The sequence below is a fragment of the Microcoleus sp. F4-D5 genome, assembly GCF_036704885.1.
In the GTDB taxonomy this organism is placed as follows: Bacteria; Cyanobacteriota; Cyanobacteriia; order Cyanobacteriales; family Microcoleaceae; genus Microcoleus.
In genome coordinates, this window is the sequence record NZ_JAUBSX010000021.1 from 91429 (window position 1) to 100453 (window position 9025).

Here is a 9025-nt window from a genome sequence, read left to right on the forward strand (position 1 = left end):
CTTTAAAAATCATGGCCAAACTGCAACTCAAAAACCTCAATAAAACCTACAGCCCTAAAGTTGTTCCCGTAAAAGACATTAGTTTGGATGTCAGCGAAGGGGAATTTCTGACTTTGCTGGGGCCGTCGGGGTGCGGCAAATCTACGACACTGCGGTTAATTGCAGGGTTGGAACAGCCGACTAGAGGCGAGATTATAATTGGCGATCGCAATGTCACTTATCTCAGACCGGGCGATCGCGATATAGCAATGGTTTTTCAAAGTTACGCGCTTTATCCGCACATGACAGTATACGAGAATATGGCATCTAGCCTCAAACTTCGCAAAATCTCCTCCGGCGAAATCAACCGATTAGTGACAGAAGTTGCAACATCCCTCGGACTGACCGAATTAATCGATCGCAAACCAGGAAAACTATCAGGCGGACAGCGGCAGCGAGTCGCCCTAGGCCGCGCATTAGTGCGCCAACCGGAAGTATTTTTGCTCGACGAACCTTTGAGCAATCTCGACGCATTATTGCGGGAAAAAGTTAGGGCCGAACTCAAACAATTGTTTTCCTCCCAAAAAGCTCCTGTAGTTTACGTCACTCACGACCAAACCGAAGCAATGACGCTTTCTACAAAAGTCGCAGTTCTTAACAGCGGTAACGTGCAGCAACTAGACCCGCCACACTTAATTTATACCCGTCCTGCCAATCATTTTGTAGCGGGTTTTGTGGGCAGCCCGCAAATGAATTTGCTCGTGCTTAAATGCCAGGGAAATTTTGCGATTTTGGGCGATTTTCGAGTGCGACTACCAGATATGCCGACTGTGCCGCCAGAAATTGTGTTGGGAATTCGCCCGGAAAACGTCGGTTTTGCAGATGCAGAGGCCGGCAATATGTCGGTCCCAGAGGCAATTAAAGGTGAGGTTTATTTAGTGGAAAACTTGGGAATGCAAAATTTAGTTAGCGTCCGAGTTAAAGGTGTGGAGTCAGTAACGGTGCGGGCTTTGCTGCCAAATGACCGCCACTGGAATTCCGAAATTGTAGAGCTGGTTTTTGGGCCTCAGTTGCTGCACTGGTTTGATGTAAAAACGGGCGATCGCTTGCAGTAAGAATTTGCCCTGCATAGCATGATTGATAAAAACTTGTCTAACCATGTGTATAAAAATTTTTTTTTTGCTTCTAATTAAGTTATCACTTTAGTTAGAGGTAGAACAATTTTGCTGCTGTTAACTTGATATTCATGTGTGAACAAGCTAATTGGCTGACACATAGGTGGCGTTTTTACCAGATTTTATCGCTAACCTATAACTCTATTTAGGTGGTTAATAGCAAAGTGAAGCTAAGTTGGCTTTGTCTCGCGTTAGCTGCTGAGTTTGGAGTGAGCCAATGAGATTTAAAAATGTTGAAATTTATCGCCAATCAACTTAGGGAGTATTACCGAGATGAATTTGATTTCCACTGCGATCGCTCGCATCAGTTCCCTGCTTAAGGGCTTTCAAGTGAAGAGTTTTTTGAGTGTCGTCCTAGTCGGTTTTATGCTGCTGACGGCAAATGTTGATTCGGGACACAGTAACAAAGGTTTCGGCACTTCAGGAGGCTCAAAAGGCGATCTAAACAATCCTGAAAGACCCCAAACAACGCGGGAATGGAGGCAAGAAGCTCGCGAAACGTCAGACTCTCCGGGCGAACGAGCTCAGAAGATTGGGCAAGAAGCAGGAGCAGCCGTGAAAGAATTCGGGGAGATGTACCAAGACACTGCTAAGAGAAGTATCCGCGAATTAAAGGATAAGTAGCTCCAACTAAAAAAATATAACACTGAGAAACATGATTGCTTTCGGGGCGCAGCCAAGAGTGCTCGCCCTTGAGGGTTTCTCAACACCTGAAAAGTTTGACGTTTAAATAGCTTGAGCTACTTAATACGGCCGACGCAATCAAGTAGGCGAGCATAAATAAACTAGGACTGACACTCCAAAACCCAGTTTCTCATGTGGAACTGGGTTTTTGATTGGGAAGCGTTTTAGGTTAATAGGACTTACCCACCAAAAGCCTAAAACCTCGATCGTCCCTAGGGCGTGTTTTCAAACTACAACCACAACAGAGTGCAGGCGATCGCCCGATCGTGGCTGTATAATTTGCAGCCCGGTTCTCATATCAAGTAGCGATCGGACTTGCATTGCTCAAGTCGGTTCTAAGACTTGCTTCCCAATATCCGCTTTTTGCCACCGCTAAAACCTTGCGGTCACACTTTCCCCCTTTCATAACGTTCGCCGCAGGTCTTGCCAGGGAGTCCCGGTTCTGAGTATCCACTTTCCTGCCATTAACAACCTGTCGGCGATCGTGAGTGGATTTACCTGTTCGGGGTTTGAGCGGGGAAGTAGCGGTTTTAACTTCTCCCACTGTTCGGTACTTAAGTCTCCACGTGTTCCTCAAGATTCTATGCCGGAGTTTGCCCCAATCTAAGATACAACGAGGCAAGAAAACACGCCCTAGCCTCGTTTTTAAGCTATGCTTTATAAACATCTTGATTAACATTTGGAAAGCGATCGCTCTTGCGCTATCAAACCCCATTCCTCGACACGAGTTCTCAATAAACTTAACTTTTTATCGACCAACCCAAGTTTTTAATGGTCAAGGCGGGTGGAAAAATGAATTTTGAAAGTATTTTTGCCTAAGGCTTTCAAGATTGTTAAGAAAGATGTGGGTAACGCATAGGTTAAAAAAGGGAAGAACGCTCAAAGTCCCCATTTTAAACTCGAATTTAGGGGGATATCTGCGTCAGCCACGTACATTTTGATCCCTACCAATAATTGGCAAAATAGGTAAATAGGCAGGACTAACCGCAATGAATGTAGAAGGTACAAACTCCTTGAATCATCGAGAAGAGCTTACTGTAAATTTTCGTCAAGAGCTATGTACGAACTGCCAAGCACTCGAAGCACGATTTGCGGTGATAGTAGATCACATGGCTGAGGCCTTCATTTCTATTAATTCAGATTGGCACTGCACCTATGTAAACCATAAAGCAGAGCAGCTTTTAAACAAGAAGCGGCAACACCTCACCGGCAAAAATATATGGACTGTATTTTCTGTCGATCTTACCTCTGAGCTATATAAATATTGCCATCAAGCGATCGCAACGTCAACGGCAATCGAGTTTGAAGACCACTACCCCTCACTCAACAAGTGGTTGAGAATTCGTTGCATCAAGAGTGAAGATGGCTTACTTATTTACTTCCAAGACACGAGTGAAACATTTCAAGCCGCTCGACAATTACAAGCCGAAATCGCCAATTCGCAGCAGGTAGAAGCCACTCTTGAGAAAGAACAAGACTTTTTGAAGGCAATCCTCAACAACGTTCAAGCTGGTATTGTCGCTTGCGATGCCGATGGCATATTGACTGTATTTAACCAAGCAGCTAAAGATTTTCATGGATTACCTCAGCAGCCAGTTCCACCCGATCGATGGGCCGAATATTATGACTTGTATTTGCCCGACGGCAAAACACTCATGAATACAGAGGATATTCCCCTGTTCCAGGCATTGCAAGGACACAACGTTCGTGATGTGGAAATGATGATTGTTCCGAAGCAGGGAACTGCGCGATTGCTATTAGCCACTGGACAGGCGATTATTGCAGCAAACGGCGAAAAACAGGGTGCAGTTGTCGTGATGCACGACATTACACAACGCCAGCAGGCAGAAACAGCTCTGCGCGAACGTGAAGCGCAATTATCGAGCATCTTCCAAACTATTCCTGATGGCATCACCATTCTAGATTCTACCGGACAGATTATTGCCGCAAATCCGGCGGCAGAGAGGATTTTAAGATTGACTCCCAGCGACATTGTGGAGCGAGGCTATAACGCTCCATCCTGGTTAATTGCAACCGTGGAGGGTCATCCTTTCCCAGAAGATGAACTGCCGTTTGCGCGGGTGATGCAAACAGGTGAGCCTGTTTATGGTATTGAACAGGCCATTAGCCATGCCTGTGGAACTCGCACGATTCTCTCGATCAATGCTTCCCCTTTGTTTGACGCACAGGGGCAAATTATCAATATCATTGCTGCTTTCAGCGACATTACTGAACGCAAGCAAACCGAAGACGAACGAGTACAGCTTGTTCAAGAACAGGCAGCCCGTGCTGTAGCAGAGAATTCTCAACAAAAATCAGCATTTTTAGCTCAAGTGAGTGCTGTCCTTTCCTCTTCGCTAGAGTACGAACAAACTCTCCAAAGCGTTGCAAAGCTGGCAGTTCCTTATTTTGCAGATTGGTGCAGTGTCGATCTGCTGAATGACGATCGCACAATTGGTCGTGTTGCGGTGGCTCATTCAGATCCGGAAAAAGTAAAGTTTGGCTGGGAGTTGGATCGGCGCTTTCCCAGACATCTCGATGATGGGTATGGCACTGCTAAAGTCATGCAAACAGGACAGGTTGAAATTTCAATTGAGATTACAGATGAACAGTTGGTTGCCGCAGTGCCCAATGGTGAATATCTGGAAATCTTGCGTGGAGTTGGGTTAAAGTCCTGCATCATTGCACCGCTAAAGGCGCGCGGGCGCGTGTTGGGCAGCATTACGTTGGTGTTTGCTGAATCCGATCGCCGCTATCGCCTGGAAGACATTGCCCTGGCTGAAGATTTGGCTCAGCGAGCAGCGATCGCCATTGATAACGCTCGTCTCTATAATGAAACACAACAAGCGCAATTAGCCGCCGAACTCGCTGCCAAGCGGACGGCTCGACTCCTGGCATTGATGACAGCGTTGTCTGAATCGCTAACCTCGGCTCAAGTGGCTAAGGTGATTATTGAACAGGGAATGTCTGCACTGGGAGGGAGTTGTGGTTTGCTTGCGGTATTAAACCAGGATACAAGCGAACTGGAGATTGTTCAAGCGATCGGGTACGAGCACGTAGGAGAATTTCTGCGCAGTTTTTCGATTCATGCACCCTATCCTCTGGCAGAAGCCGTGCGAACTGGGCAACCTGTTTGGCTAGAAACCATCGAAAACCGAATTGCCCGTTATCCTGATTTAGCCCAAGCTTATGCCAAGGTTGGTTCAGAAGCCTGGATTTCAGTGCCGCTGTTGATTGAAGGACAAGCCGTTGGTGGGCTGTCGCTCAGCTTTTCGACCGTTCCCCAGCTTTGTGAGAGCGATCGGGCTTTCGTTTTGGCACTGGCACAGATGTCGGCGCAGGCGATCGACCGAGCAAGGCTCTACGAGTCAGAACGGCAAGCAAGGGCACAAGCAGAAGCAGCTAACCGAATTAAAGATGAGTTCTTAGCTGTCTTGTCGCACGAATTGCGAACTCCGTTGAATCCGATTCTGGGTTGGACTCGACTGCTGCGAAGAGGAACTCTCGATTCCAGCAAGACGGCGGTAGCTCTGGAAACGATTGAACGCAACGCCGAGTTGCAAGTTCAACTGATTGAGGACTTGCTGGATATTTCTCGGATTCTGCAAGGCAAGCTGAGTTTTAACTCTACTCCTGTTAATTTGAAAACAACTCTTAAAGCTGCGATCGAAACAGTTAGTTTGGCCGCCGAAGCGAAGAATATTCAAATTGAAACCCAGCTAGAACCCAATGTCAGCCACGTCTTAGGAGATGCTACCCGATTGCAACAAGTTGTCTGGAATTTGCTGACCAATGCCATTAAGTTCACCCCTACAGGAGGTCGAGTTGAAGTTGAGGTAAAAACGATTGATTCTTATGCTCAAATTCAAGTCAGGGATACAGGGAAAGGCATTAAGCCAGAATTTATTCCCTATGTCTTTGACACATTTCGGCAAGCCGACAGCACTATTACGAGAACATTTGGTGGGTTAGGGCTGGGATTGGCGATCGTGCGTCATATCGTTGAGCTACATGGTGGAACTGTCAAAGCCGAAAGTTTTGGAGAAGGACAGGGAGCAACATTTACTGTCACACTTCCCTTGTTAGTCAGAAGCAATGAGGCAAACAGTGACCGCAAGGAAAATGTATCGCTCAATGCTCACACTTCACCCTTGGCTAGATTGTGTATTCTGGCAGTCGATGACGAACTAGACAATTTAGAATTAGTTCAATTTATCTTGGAGCAAGCGGGAGCCACCGTGATCTCTGTATCTTCAGCAACCGATGTGCTGCAACAACTCACTAAATTTAAGCCAGATGTTTTGATTGCTGATATTGGGATGCCACAAATCGATGGCTATAAGTTGATTTGTCAAATCAGACAGCTATCTAGAGACCAGGGAGGACAGATTCCCGCGATCGCTCTGACAGCATTTGCAGGTGAGAGCGAGCGACAGCAAGCGCTAGCAGCCGGATTTCAAAAGCATCTTCCCAAGCCTGTCGAGCCTGAAACGTTAGTACGGACAATTGAGCAATTGCTTCATCCAATAGGGTAAGGCAGAACGGGAGCATCTCAATGAAAGCAGCCCAGCTAGACATTGGAGTTTTGAGGCCAGAGGCAGAAGGAAGGAGTCAGAAAAAGTGTTTTTACAACTATGAAATGCTCCCAGGCAGAACATTAAACATCTGGGGAAATTAAGATTCAGCTACTTCGGTACAAAGATTTCAAGTTAATCAGTCCTGGACGCATCGAAGCCCGTGCGAAACCGGGTTTTTGAGCTTCGGTGCGGTCTACAACCGATCTTTTCGTAAAAAAACCCGCTTTCTAAACCATTCTGCGTCCAGGACTAAAAAAGTTGAACGTGCGATCGACTCAAGCAATGCAAGTCGGATGGCTACCCGATATCAGAAGCTGGCGGCAAATTATACAGCCACGATCGCGCGATCGCCTGCATTCTGTTGTGTAATAGTTTGAAAACACGCCCTAGGAGGCACCATAAATATAGAAGTTTTGCGTAATTCCTGATGAATAAACATCTTAACAGTCTTTGCTTGACCGGCCTGCTGTTCGTCCTGCCTGTTTGTCCCGCAACAATTGCCCGCGCTCAGCTTCCCGAAACTTCCGATACTAATGCCAAACAAACAAATCTCCTCAAAGATGAACTGTTTTTTGGCTTAACTAAACCGGGAGGCGAGACAATTTCAGAAGCAGAATGGCAGGAGTTTGTCAAGTCAGTTATTACCCCTCGCTTTCGGGAAGGGCTAACTGTATTAGAAGGTTCGGGGCAGTTTCTCAACAGATCGGGAATTCTGATTCGAGAAAACTCTAAAATAGTTATTATGATTTATGAAAGTAGCCCAGAAAAAAATCAAGCTATTAATGAAATTATCGAAACTTACAAACGCACGTTCCAGCAAGAGTCCGTTTTGCGGGCCACGAGCGAAGTAAAGGTTTCCTTCTGATGCGATCGTCGAATCAGTGTATTTATGATATTATCTGTGATGAGCAAGGTCATACCCTCAAAGATAAGTAGGGTGCGGGTGCAAGCAAAATCATAATTTTTGGGTATCGATCGCACACTGCAACAAGTCGTTAGAAAAACCTGCCCGGGAGAAAACAAAAACATGACGAACGACGGCAACCAAAAAGCTGAACCGCCCGAAAGCGAGGATTCAAAAGATTTGGACGGTATGGCGAAAGCTTTTCTTGTGAGCGTGGCTTGGTCTTACGCAGAGGCATTGGAGCGAACGAAACGATCGCAAAATCCACAGGAACCAGCGCCGGAATCTCCGACAGAACAAGTCGAAAGCGATCCTGAAAACAATTAATGAAAGACTATTAATGCCATCGATTTCCCAAACTATCTGGGGGTGCGATCGAAGGCAATAGTCAGTTAGGTGTTTGGAATTAAGAACAATCAGCTCACCACAGCGAACTGTGCAGCTAAAATCAGATTTGTATTGGATTTTACAATAAAAAAACTGAAAGCCCCGTGACCAAGAATTTCAAAGGTGGTACAAGCCCCCGAATTTATCCGTGGGGTCAATCCAAAATCTAAAATCTAAAATCTAAAATCGAATGACCCTTCAACAAGCTCAGGAGAAGTTTTAGTCCGGGGATGACAACTCCATTGCAGGTTTAAACCTCAACCCATAACCTATATCTATCCTTAAAAGAGATTTAAACTAAACAATGTACGGTTTTACCGCTACAGTGTACAAAACAAATAACCAATTTTTAGATCGGTCTCATGTCTAATTCAAAAATGATTGGTAAAGCGATCGCAGGTAGCCTTTGCTTGGGCATCCTAATTAGCTTCAACGCCTCACTCGGCCCGGCATCCGCAGCAGTACCAACAATTGCTGAAGCTGCCGCCCCGGCCGCCAGCAACATCGACACGCAACTCCTAGGTCAATGGCAAGGCACAGTCCCCTCCGGTGAGTCTTTCACCTTCGTCTTTGCCCCAGAAGGCAAATTGTTTCTCATGGCTAAAGGCCCCGACGGAGCAGCCCGCGCCAAAGAAATGAGGTACAAAGTTAATCTCGGTGAAAAACCGATGCACCTTGATGTCGGCCTCAGCAGCACAGAAACCGTTGAGACAGTTTTTGAATTGACTTCCGAAGGTCAAATGCGGCTTCAGTTGCAAGGCACCAATCCCGGACAGGCCAGACCTAATGCCTTAAACGAACAGGCAACCGTGTTTAAAAAGGTCTCCGAGGCCACTGCACTGCCTGCTGACACTCAAGTCATCGGTTTTTGAGGAAAATTGCAGGCAGAAGGCACCAGGCACCGATCGCAATTGTCAATTGAGTGAGGTACTGATTGGGATTTTCGATTTTCGATTTTCGATTGCGGAATTGGTAAGAAAACCGGCGAGTACCTCACCTGATTGAGATCCGCTATAACTAGCTCTGAGTTTTCAGATTGCCACGCTTCGCGAGGAACGAAGCAATCTTAAAACTTTCCCCGTGCCTTCTGCCTTCAATACCTGATACAATCTTGTCATGAAACAATTCCTGACAGTATCTTGCAAACTCCAAGTAGCGCCTGAGCAGTCCATCAAAATTGATGCAACCCTTCAGGCGTTCGCGAGTGCTTGTGAAGATGTGAACCAAACTGTGCCGCCAACCCTGACAAATGAATTGGCGATGCAATCCTTGGTAGATCGCGATGTCAGAGATATGTTTGGACTTTCGGCGCAGTTGAC

The 9025-nt window shown here is 46.3% G+C and carries 7 protein-coding genes and 2 pseudogenes; 8 read left to right on the forward strand and 1 reads right to left on the reverse strand.

The window, feature by feature from the left end:
- Positions 1–11 precede the first annotated feature (11 nt).
- Both QUA80_RS12615 and QUA80_RS12620 read left to right on the forward strand, forming a co-directional pair.
- Positions 12–1094, forward strand: a complete 1083-nt coding sequence (locus QUA80_RS12615) for an ABC transporter ATP-binding protein (protein WP_333424921.1) — start codon at positions 12–14, stop codon at positions 1092–1094.
- Between the two features lie 333 nt (positions 1095–1427).
- The gene (locus QUA80_RS12620) at positions 1428–1778 is read left to right on the forward strand and encodes a hypothetical protein (RefSeq protein WP_333424908.1); all 351 of its coding nucleotides are present in this window, start codon (positions 1428–1430) and stop codon (positions 1776–1778) included.
- 477 nt (positions 1779–2255) lie between these two features.
- Here QUA80_RS12620 and QUA80_RS33780 read toward each other — a convergent pair.
- A pseudogene (locus QUA80_RS33780) lies at positions 2256–2390 on the reverse strand (transposase); the annotation flags it as partial.
- A gap of 437 nt (positions 2391–2827) precedes the next feature.
- On the opposite strand from QUA80_RS33780, the gene QUA80_RS12630 reads away from it, so the two are divergent.
- The 6 genes and pseudogenes from QUA80_RS12630 to QUA80_RS12655 all read left to right on the forward strand — a co-directional run.
- Positions 2828–6373, forward strand: coding sequence for a PAS domain S-box protein (locus tag QUA80_RS12630; RefSeq protein ID WP_333424912.1), 3546 nt, complete (start codon positions 2828–2830; stop codon positions 6371–6373).
- 20 nt (positions 6374–6393) lie between these two features.
- On the forward strand, positions 6394–6516 hold the full coding sequence (locus QUA80_RS12635; RefSeq protein ID WP_333424914.1) for a hypothetical protein: 123 nt from the start codon (positions 6394–6396) through the stop codon (positions 6514–6516).
- A 326-nt stretch (positions 6517–6842) separates the two neighbouring features.
- Entirely contained in the window at positions 6843–7280 is a 438-nt protein-coding gene (locus tag QUA80_RS12640) for a DUF3574 domain-containing protein (protein ID WP_333424916.1), read from the forward strand.
- Between the two features lie 162 nt (positions 7281–7442).
- Entirely contained in the window at positions 7443–7646 is a 204-nt protein-coding gene (locus tag QUA80_RS12645) for a hypothetical protein (RefSeq protein ID WP_333424918.1), read from the forward strand.
- A gap of 422 nt (positions 7647–8068) precedes the next feature.
- The gene (locus tag QUA80_RS12650; RefSeq protein WP_333424919.1) at positions 8069–8578 is read left to right on the forward strand and encodes a hypothetical protein; all 510 of its coding nucleotides are present in this window, start codon (positions 8069–8071) and stop codon (positions 8576–8578) included.
- A gap of 244 nt (positions 8579–8822) precedes the next feature.
- Positions 8823–9025, forward strand: a pseudogene (locus QUA80_RS12655) (RNA-guided endonuclease InsQ/TnpB family protein); the annotation flags it as partial.